Raw genomic sequence first — 26158 nt, forward strand, 5'->3', positions numbered from 1 at the left:
ATAACCTAGCCCCGGAAAAATAACTCTCTCACGTATCTGTCTTTCCCGTTAATTACCGACTGCGAACACCTGATCAATTCAAGGGAAAGCGCCATGTCAGACCATTTTTTGCAAATGAATAATATAACCAAACGATTTCCCGGTGTTCTGGCGCTGAGCAATGTCAGTTTCAATTTACGCCGTGGCGAAGTCCATGCTTTGCTTGGGGAAAATGGTGCGGGAAAATCAACACTCATGAAAATTCTCTCCGGCGTATATCGTCCGGACGAGGGTGAAATCATTTTCGAGGGGAATAAGGTCAAATTCGATAGCCCTCTCGATGCGCAAAAATTAGGTATCACTATCATTCATCAGGAATTTAATTTATTCCCGGACCTGACCGTTGAAGAGAATATTTATATTGGACGTGAGTTTTGTAAAAACAATCGCTGGCGACTCGACGTCCCTGCCCAACGGGCATCCGTAAAGGAAATCCTGGCGAAACTTAATCTTAAAATTAAGCCCGAAACACGCGTTTCTGATTTAACGGTTGCACAGCAACAGATGGTCGAAATCGCCAAGGCCATTTCGGTCAATGCCAAAGTTCTGGTGATGGATGAACCGACGGCGGCACTCACTGAAAGCGAGATTGATAGCCTGTTTCGGGTCACGCGTTTACTCAAAGAACAAGGCACTGGCGTGGTTTACATCTCGCATCGCCTGGAAGAACTGGCGCTGATCGCTGACCGCGCTACCGTGATGCGTGACGGGCAATACATAGATACTGTGGATTATGAAACGGTACAAATCAGCGACCTGATTACCAAAATGGTCGGGCGTAAACTCGGCGATATTTACCCCCGTCGCCCGCCATTCACAGGAGATCGCAAGGTACTGGAAGTTAAAAACCTTCAGCGTAAAGGTGTGCTGCACGATATTAATTTCAGCCTTCATCAAGGTGAAGTATTGGGTCTTTCAGGTTTAATGGGTGCCGGGCGAACTGAGCTTGCGCGCGCATTATTTGGTGCTGACCCGATTGATAGTGGCGAAATATGGCTTAATGGTGAATTAACCAAAATAGGTGATGTACATCAGGCCATCGAGAAAGGCATTGGCTATTTAACCGAAGACCGTAAAAAAGAAGGACTGGCGTTAGGATTATCGGTCGAACTCAATATCATGCTAGGAAACTTCCCTGAGTATTCAGATAAGTTTGGCATCGTAAAAGAGAAACAGTGTGAAGAAATAAGCCAGAAATTAGTGAATGCATTACGTATTAAAACACCTCACTTACAACAAGCAGCCCTTAATCTTAGCGGTGGTAATCAACAGAAAATAATTATCGCCCGCTGGGTCTGCAAAGATACCGACATTTTAATTTTTGATGAGCCAACCCGGGGTATTGATGTAGGAGCAAAGCTGGAAATTTATGAATTGATGAATCGCCTGGTCGCGAAAGGTAAATCCATCATCATGATTTCATCTGAATTGCCCGAAATTCTTGGCATGTGCGATCGCATTTTAGTGATGCGTAGCGGCCACATAGCAGGTGAGCTGAACCAGGCCAACGCCTCTCAGGAATCCATTATGAAATATGCGACGTTAGAGGACTGAATAATGACCGACTCATTAACGCCCACCAACCAACCGGTAAAAACGCGCCGTTTGAATAAAGCACTTCTGATGCGCCTCGCGCCCTTATTCAGCCTGGTTTTGCTGGTGATATTTTTTAGCTTCAGCTCCCCCTTCTTCTTTAATACCGAAAATATCATGACGATTGCGCTGCAAACGTCGGTGATTGGCATCATGGCAATAGGCGTGACTTACGTCATTATCACCTCGGGTATCGATCTGTCGTTAGGTTCCGTGGTGGCGTTTTCCGGCGTGGTGGTCGGACTGTGCGCCTCTTACAGCATGCCGCTGATTGTTTGTGTGGTTGCCGGAATGCTCGCGGGTGGCTTATGCGGTTGTATCAATGGTTTCCTGGTCACGCGTGCCGCCATTCCACCGTTCATAGCCACCCTCGGACTGATGATGTCAGTGCGCGGTATCAACATGGTAATGACCGATGGGCGCGCGATTTATTTCTCTGATTACCCGATGTTTAAAATGCTGGCTCAGGGCCGCCTGTTCGATGTCCTGCCCTACCCGGTCTTTTACCTGCTGATCATTGCGCTGGTCGCCGCGTGGATCCTGAAAAAAACGGTGATTGGGCGCTATGTCTACGCCGTGGGCAGCAACGAAGTGGCGGCACATCTTTCCGGTATTAAGGTTCAGCGCGTCAAAATCTTTGTCTACGCCTTCTGCGGCCTGTTAACCGGCATCGCCGGGGTGATCCTCGCGTCACGTCTTAATTCCGGCCAGCCCACCGTGGGCGTGGGTTACGAACTCGAAGCCATTGCCGCAGTGGTAATTGGCGGCACCAGCCTGATGGGCGGCGTTGGCACCATCGGCGGCACCATAATTGGCGCATTCATTATGAGCGTGCTGAAAAACGGCCTCAACCTGATGGGGGTATCTCAATTCTGGCAGATGGTTGCGATGGGTATTGTGGTCATCGCTGCGGTTTATCTCGATACATTACGCAAGAAAATGCGTTAGCAGTCTGTTTATAAATAGAACGTTTTTACCCTACATAAAACCCGAACATAACGGAGCTAGTGAGATGAAAACCAAACATATTTTAGGTGCACTGTCCCTTGCTGCACTGATGGTCAGCACCGCCTACGCAAAGACATTAACGCTGCCGGTGGTGAGTAAGGGCTACCAGCATGAATTCTTCCAGACGGTAAAAATGGGTACTGTCGCGGCGGCGAAAGATTTAGGCGTCGAAACCAGTTTTGTTGGCCCGGCTGATGAAACGCAAATTGCCGAACAAATTCAGCTTATTGAAAACACCATGGCGAAAAAACCTGATGGTATTTTGCTGGCAGCGCTCGACGCTAACGCCCTGACGCCGCTGGTTGAAACCGCCAACAGCCGTGGGATTAAAATCGTTACCTTCGACTCCGGCGTAAATTCAGATATTCCTGCCAGCTTCGTTGCCACTAACAACGTCAAAGCAGGTGCTGAAGCCGCCGACGCGCTGGCAGCAGAGGTAGGCGGTAAAGGTAAAGTGGGGGTGATTGCGCACGTTGCCGGAACCAGCTCTGCCATCGAACGCTCTGAAGGTTTCACCAAACAGATGAAAGAGAAATATCCGCAGATTACCGTGCTGCCGGTGCAATACAGCGATGGCGATCCGCAAAAAGCGATGGATAAAACCACCGATATGGTTCAGGCAAATCCAGATTTAGTAGGGATCTACGCCACCAACGAAGGCTCAACGCTGGGTGTTGCCAACGCCATTGATAGCCTTGGCATTAAAGGCAAAGTGAAAGTCATTGGCTTCGACAGCACCGAAGCGATTATCGGCTTCCTGAAATCGGGCGTGCTGCAAGGCTTTGTGGTGCAGGATGCGTATCAGATTGGTTATCAGGGTATTAAAGCGCTGAATGATGCAATCAATGGTAAAGCCGTCGCCAAAGTGATTGATATCCCGGTCAAATTTGTCAGCATGAAGAACATTAACGATCCGGCAGTAGATAAGCTGCTGCATCCGTTTGGTAAGAAGTAAACCCAACGCCCGCCCCTTTGCGCCAACGCAAGGGGGCTGTCCGGTGAGAATGACAAACTGCGGTAGGTGTTTGAAGTTTTGGATTTATAATGGCAGCTATTTTTTGATAACGGACTGGGGAAAACGGACATGCCGAAGACGGTAGAACAAATCGCAACGGATCTCAGTTTGTCGGTCACGACAGTGAGACTGGTATTAAGCGGTAAAGCAGAACAATATCGCATCAGTCAGAAAACCCAGACCCGCATTAATGAGCATGTAGAACGTTACGGTTACACTATTAACCATTCAGCCCGCAGTCTGAAGTTAAATAAAACTGATACCCTGGGGCTAATTATTCCCTGCATCTCCAACGTATTTTTTGCCACACTCGCTGAAAAGTTAGAATTACGCTGCCGTAAATCTGGCTTTCAATTAATGATCAGCTGTACTTATAACGATGTTGATTATGAGAACAAACTGGTGAAAGCGCTTATTGCGCGTAATGTCGATGGTCTGTTTATTGCCCCTTCGACGCTTGAGAATCAACAGCACCATTTACGCCAGGTACAAAAGCCGCTGATTTTACTCGACCGTGATTTCAAATTTACCGATAACGCGCTGGTTGAGAGTGATAACTTTGCCGGTGGTGTAACACTCACTGAGTCCATGCTTGAAGCCGGGAAAAAGCCGCTGTGGTTTTTGGTGGGCGACACCGCGCTGCCCAGTATTCACGACCGTTTGCAAGGGTATCTGGATGCGCTCAGGCAAAACGAATTAAGTGCAGAACACTGGGTTGCAGAGGCGCAGGATAATACGCCGGAAGGCGGTGCACAGTTGATGAAAGACCTTATCGCGCGCGTCGGAGTACCGGATGCCTTTATTGCGTCGTCATTGCCAATGCTTGAAGGCGCAATAAAAACGATTCGCGAACATTGTGGTGTTATTCCGCAACATATCAATATTGGCACATTCGATGAACACCCAATGTTAGGGTTTTTATCCAATAATGTCTGGTCCATGCGCCAGGATGAAGACACCTGGGCTGAGAAAGCGTTTGAATTAATGCAGCTGGCAATTGACGGGCAACCGGCAATGCGAACAGAAAAAGTTAATATGGTGCTAATCAAGCGTGAGAGTAATCACTGAATATTATTTTCACCGTTCAAAGAATATGGAGAAAAGAAATGGAAAGAGATGTACTGGCACGTGAAATAATAGACACCTGCCTTGAAATGACACGCCTGGGTTTAAATCAGGGAACCGCAGGGAATATTAGCGTGCGCTATCAGGGCGGCATGTTAATCACCCCGACGGGCACACCTTATGAGCGTTTAACCGAGTCCAATATTGTGTTTGTCGATGCTGACGGCCAATTTGAAGAGGGCAAAATCCCTTCCAGCGAGTGGCGTTTCCATCAGGCCGTTTATCAGGCCCGTCCCGATGCCAACGCGGTCGTGCATAACCATGCCGTCCATTGCACGGCGGTGTCGATTCTCAACCGCCCAATTCCTGCTATCCATTACATGATTGCCGTCGGTGGCGGGAACACCATTCCTTGCGCCCCATACGCCACGTTTGGGACTAAAAAACTCTCAGAACATGTTTATGAGGCGATGAGAGATCGCAAAGCCACGTTGCTGCAACATCACGGCCTGATTGCCTGTGAAGAAAACCTGCAAAAAGCATTGTGGCTGGCGCACGAAGTGGAAGTGCTGGCGCGGTTATATCTCACTACGCTTGCCATCGTCGATCCGGTGCCGGTGCTGCCGGATGAAGAAATTGCCATTGTTCTTGAGAAGTTCAAAAGCTACGGCTTGCGGATTGAAGAATAACCATAATGTCCAGCGCTATAAAAACCGGCGCTGGACATTATGCTAATTTAAACACCGAAATCGCCTGCTGCAACTCATCCGCTTGCTGCTGTTGCTGACGCGCCGCCTGCACGGTTTGCGCCGTGTGTTCCACGTTTTCCTGAACACTTTCATCAATGCGGGCAATGCTTTCATTCATTTGCGTAATGCTCAAACTTTGCTGGCCACTCATATCCGAAAGTTCTTCCACCAGCCCCGCCAACGCATTGATGGCACCAATCACTTCGCGCATGGTTTGCCCGGCATTTTCTACCTGCTGTGAACCGGTGCGGGTACATTCAACCGAGACACTGATCAGCTGGCGAATATCTTTCGCCGCATTTTCACAGCGTAGCGCCAGGGTGCGAACTTCCGCAGCCACGACGGCAAATCCTCGGCCATGAGCGCCTGCGCGAGCCGCCTCAACGGACGCATTGAGCGACAAAATGTTAGTTTGGAATGCGATGCCATCAATGAGTTTGAGAATGTTGCTGATGTGGTCAGACTCTTCACGGATTTGCTCCATGGTGTGAGTCGCCGCATCAATGCTCACGCCGCCTTTGCTGGCGAGGCCACTGGCTGTTGTTGCGAGCATCCTCGCAGTTTGCGCTTTTTCGCTGGTGACGATAGCCGCCGAACTAAGCTGCTCCATCGCGCTTGCCGCAACAGCCAGCGCGGTTGCTTGTTCATCGGAACGTTTAGACAGCGCTGCGTTACGCTGGATAATACTTTCTGAGGCGGTAAGCACCGACGCTACACCCTCGCTAACCTGGCTTAGTGTGTTGCGCATGGTGGCCAGCGTGGTGTTAAAGGTTTGAGCAAAGGGCGTGCGGCTGTCTCTTTCGCTGCGCGTCAGGGTTAAATACCCCGGCTGGCGATTTATCTGCGCCGCCAGTTGAGCGACTTCACTGGCGGAACGGGCATCGTCGGCCATTCGCAACGCCATATAAATAAGGATTGCCGTTTGTGCCACCACAAAAATGGCATGGAATACCACCATGTGAATACCGGGATGCATAAAACAGGTAATCCCGAATAATTCATTAGCCTGCAACCAGGCGAATAACCCATGATGAATCGCAGCGACTGCCGCCCCCATTAATACCGGGCGATAATCCCTATAAGCTAATAATGCCGATAACAATACAAAAACCGAAAAGTGATATTCAGTTTCGCCCTCTCCTAATTGAATTAACAAAGCGGCAAAACCGATTAATGTGCATGCATAATACAAGCGTGTGAATAACTTCCCTGGAAGTAATACCTTGATAATACTGGAACTGATAGCAAGAAGACCACCAACAACTAACGCGACGGGGAGCGCATCATAAGCCCACCCCACACCAAGCGAAATAACGAACATTCCCCATACCACAGAAAACATCAATATATCAGCATGCAGATAAATACTTCGGAGTGACACCACGTCGGGCTGTTTTTTGCCTGAATGCAGAACAGTCATCGTTGCCATTTGCTTATCCACGCTTCTGTTATCAGATATTTTCAGTACGGAATAATCCCGCATAGAAATAGCATAGATAAGTATTGTTTTAGCGCGAATATATTTCTCACGGTATCAATAATACGATCGGGTGATTTTTATAATTTGAATTAAGTCAGGCAGGAATGCGTATAAAAGAAAAACGGCCCGTTAGTTATGCTAACAGGCCGCTTTGGGATGCTTTGATGGCGGGTTTACTGTGGTTTAGTGACTTCCTGCCCCACTAAGCCAATCTTCAAATAACCTGCCTGATGCAGCGTATCCATCACATTCATCATAGTTTCGTAATCAACCGATTTGTCTGCGCGGAAGAAGATTGTGGTGTCTTTCTTGCCTTCTGTCGCCGCCATCAGCGTGTTAACCATGTTCTCCTGGGTGACTTCATCGTTCCCAATAAACATAGTTTTGTCCGCTTTAACGGAGAGATAGACCGGTTTTTCAGGGCGCGGCTGCGGCTGGCTTGAGGACGCGGGAAGGTTGACCTTCACATCGACCGTGGCGAGCGGCGCTGCCACCATGAAGATAATCAGCAACACCAACATGACATCGATAAACGGCGTCACGTTGATGTCATGCATTTCGCCGTTATCGTCGTGGTTTTCGTTAAAACTCATTGCCATGGGATCAACCTACACGCAGTTTCTGAGCTGTTCGTACCGGGCGAGACTGAGAACTTGCAGCCAAATCCAGGTCACGACTTTGCAACAGCAGAACCTGAGCGGCGACATCACCCAACGAGGCTTTATAGCCGCCAATCACACGGGCAAACACGTTATAGATAACAACCGCTGGAATGGCTGCGACCAGGCCGATAGCCGTTGCCAGCAACGCTTCTGCGATACCCGGCGCGACGACCGCCAGGTTGGTGGTTTGCGACTGAGCAATACCAATGAAGCTGTTCATGATGCCCCAGACCGTACCAAACAGACCGACGAAAGGGGAAATTGCACCGATAGTCGCAAGGAAGCCGTTCCCGCGTCCCATATGACGACCGGCCGCCGCAACGCGACGCTCAAGACGGAAACCGGTACGCTCTTTAATGCCTTCGTTATCTTCACTGCCGGCGGAAAGCTCAAGCTCGTTTTGCGCTTCATTGATCAGCATGGTGCTAAGGCTTCTCGCATCAAACGCTTCAGCCATTTCACTGGCTTCATCCAGAGAGCGGGCATTAGCCAGTTGCTGCTGCTCGCGCTTAAGACGGCGCTTTTGCGATGACAGCTCAATACTTTTGCTAAAGAAGATTGCCCAGGTGACGACAGAGGCCAGAATCAGGCCGATCATCACAATTTTTACCACGATGTCGGCATGCTGATACATGCCCCAGACAGAAAGGTCTGTCTGCATCAAATTATTCGTCACTCTTACTCTCCACCACGAAACAATACAAAAACTGGTCGTAATAATATCAAAACGGCATCGAATTGATAGTAGTTCTCATTAGTATTTAAAGAGTGCCTGAAATTGTCTATGCATTCCTTGCGCTTACGCAGCAAAAAGATGATAAGTTAAGTTTAGACATCCAGATGGTTAAACAGGGTAAAGTGAACATGACTGCGAAGAAGCACATCGAAACGGCGCTGGTTAATGCCGGGCGCGATAAAAAATTCACCCAGGGTTCGGTTAACAGCGTCATTCAACGCGCTTCCTCGTTGGTTTTTGAAACTGTAGAAGCGAAAAAACAGGCGACGGCTAACCGCGCTAAAGGCGAGCTTTTTTATGGCCGCCGCGGCACCCTCACCCATTTCTCTTTACAAGAAGCGATGTGCGAACTGGAAGGCGGCGCGGGTTGCGCGCTTTACCCTTGCGGCGCGGCCGCCGTTGCCAATGCGATTCTGGCATTCGTCGAGCAAGGCGATAACGTGCTGATGACCGGTAGCGCTTACGAACCTAGCCAGGATTTTTGCACCAAAATTCTCGCCAAACTCGGCGTGACGACCACCTGGTTCGACCCGATGATTGGCGAAGGCATTGCAGAGCTGGTGCAGCCCAATACTAAAGTCGTATTTCTGGAATCGCCAGGCTCTATCACAATGGAAGTACATGACGTTCCAGCGATTGTTAAGGCGATACGTCGCGTTGCCCCTGACGCCATTATCATGATTGATAACACCTGGGCTGCGGGCATTTTGTTTAAGGCGCTGGATTTCGGCATCGATATTTCGATTCAGGCGGGCACCAAGTATCTGATTGGCCATTCCGATGCGATGGTGGGTACGGCAGTGTCGAACGCACGTTGCTGGGACCAGTTACGCGAGAATTCATATTTGATGGGGCAGATGCTGGATGCCGACACGGCGTACATGACCAGTCGTGGTCTGCGTACCCTGGCGGTGCGCCTGCGCCAACATCATGAAAGCAGCTTAAAAGTTGCCGAATGGCTGGCGCAGCATCCGCAGGTTGAACGTGTCAATCACCCTGCACTGCCCGGCAGCAAAGGGCATGAGTTCTGGAAACGAGACTTTACAGGCAGCAGCGGTTTGTTCTCATTTGTGCTTAAAAAGCGCTTGAGTAATGACCAATATCAACACTACCTGGACAATTTCCACTATTTTAGTATGGCTTATTCCTGGGGTGGATATGAATCGCTAATCCTTGCAAACCAACCGGAAGAGCTGGCGGAAATCCGCCCGGCAGGCGGAGTTGATTTCACCGGAACCTTAGTTCGCGTGCATATCGGACTTGAGAATGTTGACGATCTGATTGCCGATCTCGACGCAGGTTTCCAGCGTATTGCCTAAAATTGCCAGAAGTGGATGCCGTAAAAGACAGTTTTTGCCGTTTTGAAATGATTTGTTGAGTCTGCGATCATGAAGTCGGAGCGGTTTTAGCGTTACACTATGACCACAAGATTAAGGCCCCTTTAACTGGGGCCTCAAATACTAAGGTGCGCCTAATCTTCATACTGTAGATTCACGCGTGCTCATTAAAGCAGTTCCACAGGATTTGCCATGGCTGTTATACACAATATCGTTCAGGCGCTTTGGCAACATGACTTTGCTGCACTCGCGGACCCTCATGTTGTTGGAGTGGTTTATTGCGTCATGTTTGCGACGCTGTTTCTCGAAAATGGATTACTGCCCGCCTCGTTTTTGCCAGGCGATAGTCTGCTATTGCTCGCGGGAGCGCTGGTCGCGAAAGGGGTGATGGGGTTTATCCCGACAATCATTATTTTGACCGCGGCAGCAAGCCTCGGTTGCTGGTTGAGCTACGCGCAAGGTCGCTGGCTCGGTAATACCAAAATCGTGAAAAGCTGGCTCAAACAACTCCCGCCGCAGTATCACCAGCGGGCAACGGTGATGTTTGACCGACACGGTTTGTTCGCTCTGTTAGCCGGGCGTTTTTTGGCGTTTGTACGCACGCTTTTACCCACCATGGCGGGGATTTCCGGCCTCAGCAATCGTCGTTTCCAGGTGTTTAACTGGTTGAGCGGCTTATTATGGGTCGGCAGCGTGACCAGCCTCGGTTATGCCCTCAGCATGATTCCCTTCGTTAAACGCCATGAAGATCAGGTGATGACTTGCCTGATGATTCTCCCGATGGTGCTGCTGGTTGCAGGCCTGGTGGGGACACTGTTTGTGGTTATCAGGAAAAAATTTAATCCTGCGTAAGATAGTGTCGGATGTGGCTAACGCTAATCCGACGCTAATCCAACCTACATCACTCGCATACGCGCCGCATCTTCCCCCGGCGTCACACCAAAATAGCGCTTAAACTCGCGGCTAAACTGCGAGGCACTTTCATAGCCAACACGAATCGCCGCGGTGCTGGCTTTCATGCCGTCGTGCAAAATCAGCATCCGCGCTTTGTGCAGTCGGTAACTCTTAAGATATTGCAGCGGTGAAGTGCTGGTGACGGACTTAAAGTTATGGTGGAACGCTGACACACTCATGTTCGCTTCAGCGGCCAGTTGGTCCACAGAAAGGTTTTCGGTGTATTGCGTTTCGATACGTCTGAGCACGCGGCTAATCAGGCTGAAATGCGTTTGACGACTGACCAGCGCCAGCAGCGCCCCGCCACACGGCCCTGTAAGAATGTGGTAGAGAATTTCGCGGATTATCTGTTTCCCCAGAATACGCGCATCAAGCGGGTGTTCCAGCACATCCAGTAAACGTTCGGCGGCACAAAGTATTTCTTCTGAAAGCTCCGCAGAGTTAATCCCGGTTGAACTGGTTTGCGGATGCGATAAATCATCCTCGCCTATGTCCATCAGCAAATCCTGAAGCTGCAAAATATCAATGTTAATGCGCACGCCAGCCAGCGGTGTTTCAGGCGTGGCAAAGGTTTCACATTCAAATGGCAATGGCACCGTCAGCAGCAGATATTCGTTGGCGTCGTAGCGGAAAACGCGATCGTTCAAATAACCCGTTTTTTGGCCTGAAAAGAGAATAATGATCCCCGGCTCATACATCACCGGCGTGCGGGCATAAGGCTTAGTGCCATAGAGCAACGTGACGTTTGGCACTGAACACAAGCCACTATTTTCTTTTTTAATCAAACAATTAATTTTATCCGTTAATTGCTGGCAAATCGCTTTCCGCTTCATCTTTTTCATCTCAACAGGGCTTTTGTGACCTTGTCAGTGTGCTACTAAACTTTCTATTTCTCCAGCTACCAGTAGAAATAGGCAAGACAAAGGCAGGAATAAGCATTGAGAGATAACCGCTCGAAGCCGACAATGGCTACCATCAAATGAGTTAAGCAATGTCCCTCCTTATCCACACCACAGGAACCCATAATGAACAATTTCAACCTACATACTCCAACCCGCATCCTGTTTGGTAAAGACGCTATCTCCGAACTGCGCGCACAAATTCCCGCTGACGCCCGCGTACTGATTACTTACGGCGGTGGCAGCGTGAAGAAAAACGGCGTGCTGGACCAGGTTTACGCCGCACTTGAAGGTCTTGATGTGCTGGAGTTCAGCGGCATTGAGCCAAACCCAACTTATGAAACGCTGATGAAAGCCGTCGAGGTTGTTCGCCAGCAAAAAGTCACTTTCCTGTTAGCGGTCGGCGGCGGTTCTGTACTGGACGGCACAAAATTCATTGCTGCTGCGGCTAACTACCCGGCGGATATCGACCCGTGGAATATTTTGCTGACGCACGGTAACGACGTGAAGAGCGCCATCCCGATGGGTTCTGTTCTGACGCTGCCTGCCACCGGTTCTGAATCAAACAAAGGTGCGGTCGTTTCCCGCCGCGCAACCGGTGACAAACAGGCGTTTATGTCTGAACACGTGCAGCCTGTGTTTGCGGTGCTTGACCCGGTTTACACCTACACCCTGCCACCGCGTCAGGTTGCGAATGGTGTAGTTGATGCGTTTGTTCACACCGTTGAGCAGTACATCACCTACCCGGTGAATGCCAAAGTACAAGACCGTTTTGCCGAAGGTATTCTGCTCACGCTGGTAGAAGACGGCCCAATTGCGCTCAAAGAGCCAGAGAACTATGACGTGCGTGCCAATGTTATGTGGGCAGCGACCATGGCGCTGAACGGCTTGATTGGTGCTGGTGTACCGCAGGACTGGGCAACGCACATGCTGGGTCACGAACTGACCGCGATGCACGGTCTGGATCATGCGCAGACTCTGGCGGTCGTTCTGCCATCTTTGCTGAACGAAAAGCGTAATGAAAAACGCGGCAAACTGCTGCAATACGCTGAGCGCGTGTGGAATATCACTGAAGGTTCTGAAGAAGAACGTATTGATGCCGCAATTGCTGCAACACGTAATTTCTTCGAGCAAATGGGTGCTCCAACCCGCCTGTCTGCATATGGTCTGGACGGCAGCACCATCCCGGCATTGCTCGTAAAACTGGAAGAAAAAGGGATGACCAAATTGGGCGAACGCCAGGACATTACTCTGGATGTCAGCCGTCGCATTTACGAAGCTGCCCGCTAAGTAATTTAGCCATTTGGTTTTCGTTTTTGAGGATTTGGTCCAGACTTAAACGCAATTGTTACACTGGGAGTCCCCTCCCAGTGAATCATTCATTAAGGAGGAATGCATGGGAAATCCAACCATAATCAAGCTCCAGGACGGGAACGTAATGCCGCAACTGGGCCTCGGTGTCTGGCAAGCCAGCAACGATCAGGTTCTGATAGCAATTGAAAAAGCGCTGGAAGTCGGCTATCGCTCCATTGATACCGCAGCGGCGTACAAGAACGAAGACGGTGTGGGCAGTGCGCTAAAACATGCCGGTATCCCGCGAGAAGAATTGTTCATCACCACCAAGCTCTGGAATGACGATCAACAACGTCCCCGCCAGGCGCTGGAAGATAGCCTCGATAAACTCCAGTTAGATTACGTTGATCTGTATCTGATGCACTGGCCAGTTCCCAGCAAAGATCATTATGTCGAAGCATGGAAAGGCATGATTGAGCTGCAAAAGCAGGGACTGGTGAAAAGTATTGGCGTGTGTAATTTCCAGCTTAACCATCTCCAGCGTCTGATTGATGAAACGGGCGTTTCACCCGTGATCAACCAGATTGAGCTGCATCCGTTATTGCAACAGCGCCAGCTTCATTCCTGGAATGCGACACACAAAATTCAGACTGAATCCTGGAGCCCATTGGCTCAGGGCGGCGAAGGTGTATTTGACCAGAAAATCATCCGGGATCTTGCGGATAAATACGGCAAAACTCCCGCGCAGATTGTCATTCGCTGGCATCTGGATAGCGGCCTGGTGGTAATTCCGAAGTCTGTTACGCCAGCGCGAATCGCTGAGAACTTTGATGTGTTTGATTTCCGTCTCGATAAAGACGAACTGAGCGAGATTGCGAAGTTGGATAAAGGTAAGCGTCTGGGGCCAGACCCGGATGTGTTTGGCTCGTAAAACTGTTTCATAGTGTCGGATGGCGCTTGCGCTTTTCCGACCTACGAAAGATATTTCAGGGCGGATGTCGTTTGCGACATCCGCCTTTATTACGCCTTTATGCCTTAGCGGCTTTTTGCGCTCGTGATTTCACTGCTGGCTTCACCGCACCTTTTGCCGCAGGCTTTGCTCCTGCCGCAGGTGCCGCTTTACGCTGATGCGTCATTGGCGTGTGTTTCGTCAATGCCGGGCGAGCACCACGGTTGTAGCGACGCGCTTCACGCATCTCTTCAAGCGTTGGTGAAGGCACCAGGCACTCACGACGGCCACCAATCAGGTGTTTTTTACCCATCGCTTCCAGCGCTTCACGAATCAACGGCCAGTTGGCTGGATCGTGATAGCGCAGCAATGCTTTATGCAAGCGACGCTGGCGATCGCCTTTCGGCACCACCACATCTTCACTCTTATAGCCAATTTTACCCAGCGGGTTCTTGCCGGTGTAATACATGGTGGTCGAGTTCGCCAGCGGCGACGGATAGAAGTTCTGCACCTGATCCAAACGGAAACGGTTTTTCTTCAGCCACAGAGCAAGATTCACCATGTCTTCATCACGCGTACCCGGGTGCGCGGAGATAAAGTAAGGAATGAGGTACTGTTCTTTGCCAGCCTGTTTGGAGTAGGTATCAAACAGCTCTTTAAAGCGCTGATAGCTGCCCATTCCCGGCTTCATCATTTTAGACAGCGGCCCTTCTTCGGTGTGTTCCGGGGCAATCTTCAGATATCCACCCACGTGGTGTGTCGCCAGCTCTTTGATATAACGTGGATCTTCCACGGCGATATCGTAACGAACACCAGAGGCGATCAAGATCTTCTTAACGCCTTTAATCTCACGGGCGCGGCGATACAAGTTGATTGTCGGCTCATGGTTGGTGTCCATGTGCGGGCAAATATCCGGGTAGACGCAGGACAGACGGCGGCAGGTTTGTTCCGCACGCGGTGACTTACAGCGCAGCATATACATGTTGGCGGTTGGGCCACCAAGGTCGGAAACCACGCCGGTAAAGCCTGGAACGGTGTCACGCATCGCTTCAATTTCGCTGATGATCGAATCTTCAGAACGGCTCTGAATAATGCGGCCTTCGTGCTCGGTAATAGAACAGAACGAGCAGCCACCGAAGCAGCCACGCATGATGTTGACCGAGAAACGGATCATCTCATACGCCGGAATGCGCGCCTTGCCATAGGCAGGATGCGGAACACGTTTGTACGGCAGCGCAAAAACGCTGTCCATTTCTTCGGTAGAAAGCGGGATCGCTGGCGGGTTGATCCAGATGTAACGATCGCCGTGTTTTTGCATCAACGCACGCGCACAACCTGGGTTGGTTTCGTGGTGCAAAATACGGGAAGCATGCGCGTACAGCACTTTGTCGTTTTTAACTTTTTCAAACGACGGCAGCAGTACGTAGGTTTTTTCCCACGGTTTCATCGGCGCAGGTTTCACCACGATAGCTTTTGCTTCGTTGATGGGCTTTTCCGGTTTACCGGTTTCTGCACACGGTAAATCTTCACCGTACGGATGTGGAATCGGGTCGATACGACCAGGCATATCCAGACGCGTAGAGTCCACGCCAGACCAGCCCGGCATCGCTTCTTTACGCATCATTGCGGTGTTACGCACATCGCAGATTTGGTCGATTTTCTCACCCATCGCCAGGCGATGAGCGACTTCCACCAGCGGGCGCTCGCCGTTGCCGAAAATCAGCATGTCGGCTTTAGCATCCACCAGAATCGAACGACGAACGGTATCAGACCAGTAATCGTAGTGCGCGGTACGGCGCAGGCTCGCTTCGATGCCGCCGAGGATCACAGGCACATCACGCCAGGCTTCTTTACAGCGCTGGGTGTAGGCCAGTGATGCGCGATCCGGGCGTTTACCCGCCACGTTATCCGGCGTGTACGCATCGTCGTGACGCAATTTACGATCCGCGGTATAGCGGTTGATCATCGAGTCCATGTTGCCTGCGGTCACACCGAAGAACAGATTCGGTTTGCCAAGACGCATGAAGTCTTCTTTAGTATTCCAGTCTGGTTGGGCAATGATACCCACGCGGAAGCCCTGGGCTTCCAGCATACGGCCACAGATCGCCATGCCAAAACTCGGATGGTCGACGTAGGCATCTCCGGTAACCAGAATGATGTCACAGCTATCCCAGCCTAAATCGTCCATTTCCTTACGTGACATGGGTAAAAATGGTGCCGGGCCAAAACAGGCTGCCCAGTATTGTGGCCACGAAAAGAGTTCGCGATCGGGCTGGATCAAGCTTATAGAGCTCATAATGCTTCCGAAAAATGAATAAAAAATGATTTAAAAATAACCAAAGCCGGCGATTATACGCTGGTATGGGGTCAAAAATGAAGTGTTATTGCCATGTTAAAAATTAACGCCCTTCCGCTGATGGAAAGGGCATAAATTGAGTTACGGCGCAGGTTGTACTAACAATTGCCCAATAGAGCCACGATCTGCCATTTCCAGCGTCTGGCTGGAATAAAGGAACGGGAAATGTTCCCATGAAGGCTGGCCGAAATAGACCAGTAATTCGACCTGTCCATCCACCCAAACCGTATCTTTCCAGCCACGGTCTTCCCCAAACGGTGCTGCACCATTGACGTTTTTAATCAGGAAGCTCACGCCTTCAATATGGAAAGACTGCGGCATATCGGAACGCACCGTCCAGCGCTCCCAGGTGCCTTGCTGAGTCTGGATATCAATACGTTTCATGTCCCAGAGCTGGCCATTAATACCAGGATCATCGCCCAGGGTAATTTCACGGCTGCGTGCCGGGCTGCCATTGATAATCTCATCCGGCAGCAGGCGCATTGGTAATGTATCAGTCACTAACGGCAGTAAGCCCGTGGCACGCAACGTCAGAACCAGCGTGGAGATAAGAATACTCGATGGCTCAAAGAAGCCACGGATTCTGTCCATGATACCGGCAGCTTCGCCACAGGTTATCGACACTTCTTTGCCGTCGCTCATATCCACCAGAATCTCGCGGCGCTCGCCCGGAGCCAGTGAAAGTTGCTTCACGGAAACCGGTGCTGGCAGGAAACCCTGGTCACTGGAAATCACATGCATCGCGCGGCCATCGCTCATTTGCAGTAAATAGCGGCGCGAGTTAGAGGCGTTGAGTAAACGCAAACGCACCCAGCCACGAGAAACCTCGACATACGGTCCCTGCACGCCATTCACCAACAGCGTATCACCCACAAAACCACCGCTGCCCGGCTCTTCGTATTCCGGAGCACCAAAGTTATCAAGGCGCTTATCCTGAATGATGACCGGGAAATCATCGACGCCGTAGTGGTTCGGGATCGGCAAATTTTTGCTGACTTCATCTTCGATAAGCCACATACCAGCCAGACCCGCATAAACCTGCTTTGCCGTGCGATTCGGGGTGTTTGCGTGATACCAAAGCGTCGCCGCTTGCTGGCGAATCGGCAGTACCGGCGCCCAGTCTACGTTTGGCTGCATCATACGCGCCGCCCCGCCCATCAACGGGCCTGGAACCTGCAAACCGGCAATCGTCATCGCGATGTTTTCTTGCAGACGGTTGCTGTAAATCATTTTGACGTCATCGCCGCTCCATACGCGGATGGTCGGCCCAAGATAACGCCCGTTCAGACCCCAAACCGGAGCCTTTGGGCCGCCAGTAAACGACCAGTGCGCGCGCTGCAATGTCAGGAACAAAGGCTGCCCACGGCGGGATTCGAGTAGAGGAGGAACGGGTAAAGGTTGCTGCTGTCCGGCCGCGTTTGCCCTCAGTGGCACCGAGCCTGCACAAAGTGCGACTCCTGATGCCTGTATAAACTGACGCCGACTGAGTGACATAATTGCTCCATGTGAAACTTAACAACGTGGGGCGGTACAAAACGTACCGCCAAAATAAAAGCGATTAACTCGCCTGATTATTCTCAACTCGCCCGGAAGCTTCACGCTCCGCGACTTCTTTATCTAACTCGGCGATTTTTTCTCTCATGATATCGCGGCAATGCGTAGCGAGTTTACGCGCCTGATCTTTACCGTAATCACTGATATCAATGGGATCCAGCATTTCGACAATCACCAAACCGTTATTCCAACGGTTTAACTTAATTTTATTACTGGTATTGGAAACACACACCGGAATAATTGGGACGCCCGCAGCAATTGCAGCATGGAATGCGCCGGTTTTGAACGGCAGCAGGCCACGACCACGACTACGCGTGCCTTCCGGGAACATCCAGACCGATATTTTACGTTTCTGAATCTGCGCCACTACCTGGGAAATGGTGCTGAGGGCTTTGGCGCGATTGTCGCGGTCAATCAGCATGTTTCCGGTTAACCAATAGATTTGACCAAAAAACGGAATCCACAGCAGGCTTTTTTTACCGACGGTAACCGTTGGCGGCTGCACGATTTTTGCCGCTGTCACCATGTCGAAATTGTTCTGGTGATTACAGATATAAATCGCCGTCGGGTGGTTTTCATAACCCGCCGGTAAACGGGTTTCGACTTTTAAACCGAAGACCGGGGCCAGGCGGCCAAACAGATGGCCGAAGGTCGCAACATGGCGCGGGTTACGCGGGCTGAACAGGCAATAAATGCTGCCAAAAATGCACAGCAGGATGCAGTAAATGACCACAATAATAAAACGCAGGATGGATAGCATAACAACCTCAAAAGCCAAAACCGCTGGCAAGTATGACTTGCTTTAGCGTAATTGGGCGGCACAAGGGCCGCCTGTATTTCGATTACTCTTCGCTGTCACCGGCACTGGCGCGAAGCGGAGAATCCACCTCAACACGATCAATACGTTGCAGGCCGCGCATCAGTGTTCCGCGACGGCCACGTTCGCCGGTAATTTTCTGAAGCTCTTCCGGGCGAAGTTTAATTTTACGTTTGCCAACGTGCAAAGTGACGGTGCTTTGTGGCGGCAGAACAAACAGATGAGCCAGTTTGTCCTCGCCTTTTGCCGCTTCCGCAGACGGAATCGAAATGATTTTATTCCCTTTGCCTTTAGAAAGCTGCGGTAAATCACCCACCGGGAACATCAACATACGACCCGCGGCAGTAATCGCCAACAGCATGTCATCCACGCTGGAGATTTCCATCGGCGGCATGACTTTCGCATTTTCCGGCAAGGAAATAAGCGTTTTGCCCGCACGGTTACGCGCCACTAGATCGTTAAAGGTGCAAACGAAACCGTAGCCAGCGTCAGATGCCATCAACAGTTTCTGGTCGTCCGGCGCCATTAATACGTGCTCAACGACAGCCCCCGGCGGCGGCGTCAGTTTACCGGTCAACGGCTCGCCCTGGCCACGGGCCGAAGGCAGCGTTATCGGGTCGAGGGCGTAGCTGCGCCCGGTGGAGTCGATAAACGCCACAGGCTGATTGCTCTTACCTTTGGCGGAACCAAGGTAGCTATCGCCCGCTTTATAGTTTAACCCTTGCGCGTCAATATCGTGACCTTTGGCGCTACGCACCCAGCCCATTTGCGACAACACAATCGTGACAGGCTCAGACGGAGTCATGTCATGTTCGCTCATGGCTTTTGCCTCGCCACGTTCACGCAGTGGTGAACGGCGATCGTCGCCATAAGCGTCGGAATCAGCCTGCAACTCTTTCTTCAGCAAGGTACTCATTTTGCGTTCAGACGCCAGAATGCCCTGCAACTGGTCACGCTCTTTCTCCAGCTCGCCCTGTTCGCCGCGAATCTTCATCTCTTCGAGTTTCGCGAGGTGGCGTAATTTCAGCTCGAGGATAGATTCAGCCTGAGTTTCGCTTAACTCAAAGCGCGACATTAACACCGACTTCGGCTCATCCTCGGTACGAATGATATGAATCACTTCGTCGATATTGAGGAACGCCACCAGCAAACCTTCGAGGATATGCAGGCGTTTGAGCACTTTTTCGAGACGATAGCTAAGACGGCGGCGCACCGTTTCGCGACGGTAAACCAGCCACTCGGTCAGGATTTGCAGCAGGTTTTTCACCGACGGACGGTTATCCAGCCCAATCATATTGAGGTTAATGCGATAGCTTTTCTCAAGATCGGTGGTGGCAAACAGGTGGTTCATCACCTGCTCTACGTCGATACGGTTGGAGCGCGGAACAATCACCAGGCGCGTCGGGTTTTCGTGGTTCGACTCATCGCGCAGGTCTTCAACCATCGGCAGCTTTTTAGCGCGCATTTGGTTGGCAATTTGTTCAAGCACACGCGCACCGGAAACCTGGTGTGGCAATGCGGTGATGACCACATCGCCATCTTCTTTTTTCCACACCGCACGCATGCGCACAGAGCCACGGCCGTTCTGGTAGATTTTGCGAATCTCTTCACGCGGGGTGATGATTTCGGCTTCGGTCGGGTAATCCGGTCCCTGAACAATATCTAACAGTTCGTCGAGGGTGGTTTTTGGCTGGTCAATCAGGGTGATTGCCGCTTTCGCCACTTCACGCAGGTTGTGCGGAGGAATATCCGTAGCCATACCCACGGCGATACCGGTGGTGCCGTTGAGCAGAATATTCGGCAGGCGCGCAGGCAGCATTTTCGGCTCCTGCATGGTGCCGTCAAAGTTCGGCACGTAATCGACCGTTCCCTGCCCTAATTCACCCAGCAAGACTTCAGCATATTTCGACAGACGCGATTCGGTATAACGCATCGCGGCGAAGGATTTCGGATCATCCGGCGCACCCCAGTTACCCTGGCCATCAACCAGCGGGTAACGATAGGAGAACGGCTGCGCCATCAGCACCATCGCTTCATAGCAGGCGCTGTCGCCGTGCGGATGGTATTTACCCAGCACGTCACCGACGGTACGAGCAGATTTTTTGAATTTAGCGCTGTTGCTTAATCCCAACTCTGACATCGCATAGACGATACGACGCTGTACGGGTTTTAAACCATCACCAATGAACGGCAGGGCGCGGTCCATGATGACGTACATGGAATAGTTGAGATACGCATTTTCCGTGAATTCGTGCAGCGCAAGGCGTTCTGCACCATCATGAGTTAAATCACTCATTAATTATTCATCCTCAAACTGACGAGCCGAGTGTGGCCACATACCCTAAATAATTCGAGTTGCAGAAAGGCGGCAAACTCAGGAATCCCCAAGAGCTTACTTAAGTAAGTGACTGGGGTGACTGAGTGCAGCCAACACATCTGCAGCTTGAAGTATGACGGGTATAAACGGCGTAATTGCCGCCGATAGTACCTTATCTGGCAGTTTTAGTCACAGAGGAGTGCGTATCTTAGGTGAAGTGCCATGAGACAAAATGAGCCGCTCACAGCGGCTCATTTCGGGGAGGTTATTTAACTTTAGTAATTTGCTTCACGTCGATTTCAACCGAGTTCCAGTCTTTGTCGACTTCGCCCTGAATTTCAACGGTATCCTGCGGGGTAATGGTCTGGCCGTTCCAGCGTTTATGGTCGATATCCACATTTACCGTACCGGATGCGTCACGGAAGATGTAATGATCGCCGCCGATACGGGATTCAATCTTACCGCGCAGAGTGACCCAGGTATCGTCAGACAGTGATTTAGCCTTTTCTACCGTGGTGTTGCTGCCGCTTGGGCCAACAAAGCCACCCGCAGACTGGGTTTGCGTTTGTGCAGCGGGTGCGTTTGGATCCTGGAATCCACCTTGTTGTGCAGCGATAGCCGGTGCTGCGGTAATAGCGAGAATAGTCATAATAGCGGCTAATTTTTTCATCGTTAATGTTCCTTTTATGAATGACTTTATGGGTGCTATTTAACTCGATAGATCTTAACGCGATCTTAATTCCTCCATCAAAAATCGCTTTTTTTAATAAATTGCGCAGCGTGCCGAAGCATCGTATTTTTCCCCTGTACACTCCCGCTCAAAAGTTATTAACTTCCCGTAAATGGGCAGTAAGGGAAAACACCATGCGCATATTACTGATTGAAGATGACAAGCTCATCGGCGACGGATTAAAAGCCGGGCTAACCAAGATGGGCTTTAGCGTCGACTGGTTTACCGACGGACTGCAAGGTCAGTCTGCATTAAGCCTGGCTCCCTACGACGCAGTGATTCTGGACTTAAGCCTGCCGGGAACCGACGGGCTGGATATCTTAAAAACCTGGCGTCGTAATGGTCGCACTGAACCTGTGCTTATTCTAACCGCCCGTGAAACGCTTGAACAACGGGTTGAGGGTTTGCAGCTCGGAGCCGATGACTACTTATGTAAACCTTTTGCGTTAATAGAAGTTGCCACCCGGCTTCAGGTTTTAATTCGCCGCAATCATGGGCAAGCGCAATCCGTTTTACGTCATGCCGGAGTGGAGCTTGATCCAATTAAATTAACCGCCACCCGTGATGGCGAAACATTATTGTTAAAGCCTAAAGAGTTTGCCTTGCTGGAATTATTAATGCGCAATGCCGGGCGCGTATTACCGCGCACCATGATAGAAGAGAAACTTTATAGTTGGGATAACGAGGTTTCCAGGAACGCGCTGGAAGTGCATATCCACCATTTACGCCGCAAACTTGGCAGCGGTTTTATTCGCACAGTGCACGGCATCGGTTATACCCTGGGTGAAGAATGATAAAAGCCCTGACTCAAAGTTTACGGGCAAGATTAATTGCCGGATTTATTCTGCTAACGTTGATTGCATGGATCAGCGCGAGTATTGCTGCCTGGCAGCAAACCACTAAAAATCTCAACAAACTGTTTGATACACAGCAGGTGCTGTTTGCTAAACGTCTGAGCGTTCTGGAACTCAGCTCGGTACGGGGTGAACCACAACTCCCGCGCACCAAAAGCATGATTTCGCACCATCGTGGTAAGCAAGATGATGACACCCTGGCGTTCGCCATTTATAGCGCCGACGGAAAACTGCTGCTCAATGATGGCGATAATGGTCGTAATCTCACTTATCGCTACCAGCGTGACGGATTTACTGACGGTAAACTTGCAGGTGACGACGACATGTGGCGCATGGTCTGGGTCACGACACCCGACGGCAAATACCGCATCGTGGTCGGCCAGGAGTGGGAATACCGCGAAGACCTGGCGCGAGATATCGTTTTGTCCCAGCTCACGCCGTGGCTTATCGCCTCACCGATAATTCTGCTGTTGTTGGTCTGGCTGGTGAGCCGCGCCCTTTCCCCTCTGCACAAGCTGGCGCGCCAGTTACGCAGCCGTAAACCCGACGACGCAAGCGAACTGCCCACCGCAACGCTGCCACAAGAAGTCCGTCCGATGGTGGTTGCCCTTAACCAGCTATTTACCCGTACCGGCGAGTTTATGCAGCGCGAGCGGCGTTTTACCTCGGATGCCGCCCATGAACTGCGCAGTCCGCTGGCAGCGCTGAAAGTGCAGGCCGAAGTCGCCCAGCTTGCGCAAGATGACGCACCGATACGCGACCACGCATTGAATAACCTGAGTGATGGAATTGATCGCGCCACACGCCTTGTCGATCAATTGCTAACACTATCGCGCCTGGATTCGTTAGCCGGGCTGGATGACATCCAGGAAGTGGCGTTTCAGCCATTACTGCAAAATGCGGTGATGGATGCGTATCACGAGGCATCACGCGAGGGCGTTGATATTCGTCTTGATATCAAAGACGCCAGCGTGAAACGCCAGGGGCAACCGCTGCTACTCAGTTTGATGGTCAGAAATGTGCTGGATAACGCCGTGCGTTACAGCCCGCGTGGCAGCGTGGTCAAGGTCGTTTTGCAAAGCCGCGAGATAATCATCACTGACAACGGTCCCGGCGTCAGCCCGGAGTTTTTAAACTCACTTGGGGAGCGCTTCTTCCGCCCGCCAGGGCAGGAGAAAACCGGCAGCGGCCTGGGTTTATCCATCGTCCGCCGTATAGCGGCTTTACACGGTATGCAGGCGCTGTTTATGAATGCCCCCCATGGTGGATTCGAAGTTCGGATTCACTGGTAAAAATGCCTGAGAGACTCGGATTATTGCGTTTTAAGCAAAAGTCTTTGCCCGTTTTTAGCATTTAATCGTGATAGCGATCACGGTAGACTTCGCGCCAGACGCAATTATTCGAGGACTAACTATGAGCAACATTCTGATTATCAACGGCGCGAAAAAATTCGCCCACTCTAACGGCCAACTTAACGACACCCTGACCGACGTCGCGGAAAGCTTTTTGCGCGACCTCGGGCATGATGTTCAGGTCACTCGTACCGACAGCGAGTACGACGTAAAAGAAGAAGTGGCAAAATACCTATGGGCAGACACTGTGATTTACCAGATGCCGGGTTGGTGGATGGGTGCGCCGTGGACCATGAAAAAATACATTGATGATGTGTTCACCGAAGGCCACGGTTCACTGTATGCCAGCGATGGCCGTACCCGTTCCGACGCTGAGAAAAAATACGGTTCTGGCGGTCTGATTCAGGGCAAAACTTACATGCTGTCTCTGACCTGGAATGCGCCGCTGCAAGCCTTTGAAGACAAAGAGCAGTTTTTCCATGGCGTCGGCGTTGATGGCGTTTATCTGCCATTCCACAAAGCTAACCAATTCCTGGGTATGGAGGGTTTGCCGACCTTTATCGCCAACGACGTAATGAAAGTACCTGATGTTCCGCGTTTTATCGCAGAATACCGCGAGCATCTGGGCCGAGTTTTTGCTTAACTGTCTTATGTCGACAACAAGGAGTTGAACATGATTACTGTTATAGCTGAAATTCGTACTCGCCCGGGCGTTCACCATCGTCAGGCGGTTTTGGATGCATTCGCAAAAATTATTCCGACCGTGCTCGAAGAGGAAGGCTGCTTCGGTTATGCGCCTCTCATCGACCATAACGCACAGGTCGCATTCCAGACTACCGCTCCCGATTCCGTGTTTATGCTGGAAAAATGGGAAACCGTTGCTCACCTGGAAGCGCACCTGCAAACCAGTCATATGAAGAATCACAGCGTAGCTGTAAAAGACGATGTGCTGGATGTTCATATCCACATCCTGGAAGACGCCATTAAGTAATTCAGAATCATGATCCGGCGGGTGAGCGATGCTTACCCGCCCGGCTCTTCTGATTCCTGGCTTCCTCCCTATTTCACAAACGCTGCTAAGCTACTCTTTATTCAGTGCACGCGGTGTGAAGGGTATGAAAACAACCACGGTTTCCGATAAAGTGCTTAAACTTTCCAGTTTTAATCTCAATTTACTGACTACCTTCTGTTTAATCTATTCCACACGCAGTATTACGGAAGTCTCGGAGATTCTGGATGTTACCCCGCCATCTATAAGTCATTCACTACGCAAACTTCGCCTGCATTTTGAGGATCCTTTATTTATTCGCCACGGCAATACTATTTCCCCGACGGTATTTGCTGACGACCTATACATACAACTTAAACACACCCTTGAAATAATGAGTGATTCGGTGGACCGAAGTAAACAGACGAATAATCGGGAAACGCTCGTTATCTATTCCCCATTCTCTGTTGCAGTACATAATTTATCTTCCGCAACATTAAAAATAAAATCTGCGAATCTGAATTATAAAATCAAATATATAGAAACGAACCTCGGCATTCCTGATGCGGTTGAACTATTGAATTTACGCAAAGCCGATATTGTTTTCTCCGCAGCTCCAGTCACCAGTGCCACATTAAAATGCGTATTGGTTCGTGAATTACGCCCAATACTGGTATGCCGTAAAGATAATCCCTTCCAGAAAACTTCAGTCAGTATCGAAGAGCTACAATCGCTCGATTTAGTCAGCCATTTAACCGCCGACCAGGTGATTTATCAGAAAAAACAATCCCTGATGGCAATGCTAAACAAAACTCATGTCTCATTTGAAACGAATTCATTAATGATGCTGATGACGCTGCTATCAGAAACAGACTGCGTGGGTTTTATCACTGAGGAAGGGTTTGAGCGCTTCCAGCAAGTTTTCGGGTTACGGAAACTGGACCTGCAATTTCCTGTACAGCAGGTGAACGTGTATCTGACCTATCGAAAAGAGATGGAGCAAAAATCCAGTTTCATGTTATTTCTCAACAGCATTCTCGGTAATTAAATTCACGTATAATAAAACTAAATCCGCATTTAACGTTGAGTAATAGGCTGCTCAAGTTTCGTCTGTATGATTATCTAACGCACAAGGCAGTTAAATAATATCACACTGTATTTATATTCCTGCTCCGTCACTCAGTTATTTATTTTCCCACCACTTTCTGACGAATTAACTGCCTCTGCGATAATATTCACAATCTGAGGCAAGTTATGAAAATCATTAAAATACCCCATCCCCATATTCATTATAACCATCATAAAATAATACTGAAAACATCCGCTGGAATAGTGGCAGGCGTTCTGAGTTTTGGTTGTGCCGATGCGAGTGCGGAAAGACTGGTAACGAGCATAGGTTCCGTAGGGATTT

At 50.4% G+C, this 26158-nt stretch carries 23 protein-coding genes; 14 read left to right on the forward strand and 9 right to left on the reverse strand.

Annotation, left to right across the window (positions count from 1 at the left end; all coding sequences use genetic code 11):
• The first annotated feature begins 93 nt into the window (after positions 1–93).
• From DY231_RS19530 to fucA, 5 genes are all read left to right on the forward strand, one after another.
• Positions 94–1593: a sugar ABC transporter ATP-binding protein gene (locus DY231_RS19530; protein WP_115630905.1), complete on the forward strand. Its 1500-nt coding sequence runs from the start codon at positions 94–96 to the stop codon at positions 1591–1593.
• Between the two features lie 3 nt (positions 1594–1596).
• Positions 1597–2580 (forward strand): ABC transporter permease, encoded by a 984-nt coding sequence (locus DY231_RS19535; protein ID WP_115630907.1) that lies wholly within the window; start codon positions 1597–1599, stop codon positions 2578–2580.
• A gap of 64 nt (positions 2581–2644) precedes the next feature.
• Positions 2645–3595: an ABC transporter substrate-binding protein gene (locus tag DY231_RS19540; protein WP_034493302.1), complete on the forward strand. Its 951-nt coding sequence runs from the start codon at positions 2645–2647 to the stop codon at positions 3593–3595.
• 129 nt (positions 3596–3724) lie between these two features.
• Positions 3725–4723 (forward strand): LacI family DNA-binding transcriptional regulator, encoded by a 999-nt coding sequence (locus DY231_RS19545; RefSeq protein ID WP_115630909.1) that lies wholly within the window; start codon positions 3725–3727, stop codon positions 4721–4723.
• A 38-nt stretch (positions 4724–4761) separates the two neighbouring features.
• Positions 4762–5409 (forward strand): L-fuculose-phosphate aldolase, encoded by a 648-nt coding sequence (gene fucA / locus DY231_RS19550; protein ID WP_034493300.1) that lies wholly within the window; start codon positions 4762–4764, stop codon positions 5407–5409.
• 37 nt (positions 5410–5446) lie between these two features.
• Here fucA and DY231_RS19555 read toward each other — a convergent pair whose 3' ends face one another.
• From DY231_RS19555 to exbB, 3 genes are all read right to left on the reverse strand, one after another.
• Positions 5447–6898, reverse strand: a complete 1452-nt coding sequence (locus tag DY231_RS19555; protein WP_115630911.1) for a methyl-accepting chemotaxis protein — start codon at positions 6896–6898, stop codon at positions 5447–5449.
• A gap of 224 nt (positions 6899–7122) precedes the next feature.
• Entirely contained in the window at positions 7123–7548 is a 426-nt protein-coding gene (gene exbD / locus DY231_RS19560; RefSeq protein WP_115630913.1) for a TonB system transport protein ExbD, read from the reverse strand.
• Between the two features lie 4 nt (positions 7549–7552).
• Positions 7553–8287 (reverse strand): tol-pal system-associated acyl-CoA thioesterase, encoded by a 735-nt coding sequence (gene exbB, locus DY231_RS19565; RefSeq protein ID WP_115630915.1) that lies wholly within the window; start codon positions 8285–8287, stop codon positions 7553–7555.
• 164 nt (positions 8288–8451) lie between these two features.
• Here exbB and metC point away from each other — a divergent pair, with 164 nt between their 5' ends.
• Both metC and DY231_RS19575 read left to right on the forward strand, forming a co-directional pair.
• Positions 8452–9666: a cystathionine beta-lyase gene (gene metC, locus DY231_RS19570; protein ID WP_115630917.1), complete on the forward strand. Its 1215-nt coding sequence runs from the start codon at positions 8452–8454 to the stop codon at positions 9664–9666.
• A gap of 210 nt (positions 9667–9876) precedes the next feature.
• Entirely contained in the window at positions 9877–10536 is a 660-nt protein-coding gene (locus tag DY231_RS19575; protein ID WP_115630919.1) for a DedA family protein, read from the forward strand.
• 44 nt (positions 10537–10580) lie between these two features.
• On the opposite strand, the gene DY231_RS19580 is transcribed toward DY231_RS19575, so the two are convergent.
• Complete coding sequence (locus DY231_RS19580; RefSeq protein ID WP_147295659.1) at positions 10581–11471, reverse strand: AraC family transcriptional regulator; 891 nt, start codon at positions 11469–11471, stop codon at positions 10581–10583.
• Between the two features lie 192 nt (positions 11472–11663).
• On the opposite strand from DY231_RS19580, the gene yqhD reads away from it, so the two are divergent.
• Together yqhD and dkgA are read left to right on the forward strand one after the other, a co-directional pair.
• The gene (gene yqhD / locus DY231_RS19585; protein ID WP_115630923.1) at positions 11664–12827 is read left to right on the forward strand and encodes an alcohol dehydrogenase; all 1164 of its coding nucleotides are present in this window, start codon (positions 11664–11666) and stop codon (positions 12825–12827) included.
• Between the two features lie 106 nt (positions 12828–12933).
• Positions 12934–13761 (forward strand): 2,5-didehydrogluconate reductase DkgA, encoded by an 828-nt coding sequence (gene dkgA / locus DY231_RS19590; protein WP_115630925.1) that lies wholly within the window; start codon positions 12934–12936, stop codon positions 13759–13761.
• Positions 13762–13858: 97 nt separating this feature from the next.
• Here the strand turns inward: dkgA and DY231_RS19595 are convergent, their stop codons facing one another.
• From DY231_RS19595 to DY231_RS19615, 5 genes are all read right to left on the reverse strand, one after another.
• Positions 13859–16075, reverse strand: coding sequence for a YgiQ family radical SAM protein (locus tag DY231_RS19595; protein ID WP_115630927.1), 2217 nt, complete (start codon positions 16073–16075; stop codon positions 13859–13861).
• A 141-nt stretch (positions 16076–16216) separates the two neighbouring features.
• Positions 16217–17629 (reverse strand): cell division protein FtsP, encoded by a 1413-nt coding sequence (gene ftsP / locus DY231_RS19600; RefSeq protein ID WP_115630929.1) that lies wholly within the window; start codon positions 17627–17629, stop codon positions 16217–16219.
• Between the two features lie 64 nt (positions 17630–17693).
• Entirely contained in the window at positions 17694–18449 is a 756-nt protein-coding gene (locus tag DY231_RS19605) for a 1-acylglycerol-3-phosphate O-acyltransferase (protein WP_115631903.1), read from the reverse strand.
• A gap of 82 nt (positions 18450–18531) precedes the next feature.
• A complete protein-coding gene (gene parC / locus DY231_RS19610; protein ID WP_115630931.1) occupies positions 18532–20802 on the reverse strand; it encodes a DNA topoisomerase IV subunit A in 2271 nt (756 codons plus the stop codon).
• A gap of 286 nt (positions 20803–21088) precedes the next feature.
• Complete coding sequence (locus DY231_RS19615) at positions 21089–21493, reverse strand: YgiW/YdeI family stress tolerance OB fold protein (protein ID WP_115630933.1); 405 nt, start codon at positions 21491–21493, stop codon at positions 21089–21091.
• A gap of 194 nt (positions 21494–21687) precedes the next feature.
• Here DY231_RS19615 and qseB point away from each other — a divergent pair, with 194 nt between their 5' ends.
• The 5 genes from qseB (at position 21688) to DY231_RS19640 (ending at position 25795) form a co-directional block, all read left to right on the forward strand.
• Positions 21688–22347: a quorum sensing response regulator transcription factor QseB gene (qseB, locus tag DY231_RS19620; protein ID WP_115630935.1), complete on the forward strand. Its 660-nt coding sequence runs from the start codon at positions 21688–21690 to the stop codon at positions 22345–22347.
• Entirely contained in the window at positions 22344–23699 is a 1356-nt protein-coding gene (gene qseC / locus DY231_RS19625) for a quorum sensing histidine kinase QseC (protein ID WP_172588711.1), read from the forward strand. Before qseB ends, qseC begins: the two co-directional genes overlap by 4 nt.
• A 121-nt stretch (positions 23700–23820) precedes the next feature.
• On the forward strand, positions 23821–24402 hold the full coding sequence (locus DY231_RS19630) for an NAD(P)H-dependent oxidoreductase (RefSeq protein WP_115630937.1): 582 nt from the start codon (positions 23821–23823) through the stop codon (positions 24400–24402).
• 30 nt (positions 24403–24432) lie between these two features.
• Complete coding sequence (locus DY231_RS19635; protein WP_034493265.1) at positions 24433–24750, forward strand: putative quinol monooxygenase; 318 nt, start codon at positions 24433–24435, stop codon at positions 24748–24750.
• 124 nt (positions 24751–24874) lie between these two features.
• Entirely contained in the window at positions 24875–25795 is a 921-nt protein-coding gene (locus tag DY231_RS19640) for a LysR substrate-binding domain-containing protein (RefSeq protein WP_172588712.1), read from the forward strand.
• The last annotated feature ends 363 nt before the right edge of the window (positions 25796–26158 follow it).

It is taken from the genome of Buttiauxella agrestis (assembly GCF_900446255.1).
In the GTDB taxonomy this organism is placed as follows: Bacteria; Pseudomonadota; Gammaproteobacteria; order Enterobacterales; family Enterobacteriaceae; genus Buttiauxella; species Buttiauxella agrestis.